1 protein-coding gene is annotated in these 493 nt (G+C 40.4%); it reads right to left on the bottom strand.

The features are described 5' to 3' along the window. Positions 1-215 precede the first annotated feature (215 nt). On the bottom strand, positions 216-493 hold a 278-nt coding region (locus HC175_RS17780; protein WP_168139603.1), incomplete at its 5' end, for an ATP-binding cassette domain-containing protein.

Raw genomic sequence — 493 nt, forward strand, 5'->3', positions numbered from 1 at the left:
GGAAAGACATTTTTCTGGAAGTTAGATTTTAGAAATAAGAAATTAGAACGGAGCTGTTTCCAGCCTGTTAGAGCCTTTTTAAAGCAGTTTCTAAATTACTATTTTTCTAAGAAATTAAAGATCAGACCTTGCTATTTATATACTTCGTACTTCTAATTTCGTACCTCGTACTTCTAATTTCGTACCTCGTACTTCTAACTTCTAACTTCGTACTTCTAACTTCGTACTTCAAATTTCACTTCTTTGCGTTCATCGCTTTCGATCATCCCATCTCTAAGACGTATAATACGGTGGGCGTGGCGGGCGATCTCTTCTTCATGTGTCACAAGAATCACTGTGTTTCCTGCGGTATGAATTTCATCGAACAGGTTCATGATCTCTACAGAAGTTTTGGAATCCAGATTTCCGGTAGGTTCATCGGCCAGGATGATCGACGGATGGTTAACCAAAGCTCTGCCCACAGCAACCCGCTGTCTTTGTCCACCTGAAAGCT

This window comes from Salinimicrobium oceani (genome assembly GCF_012037645.1).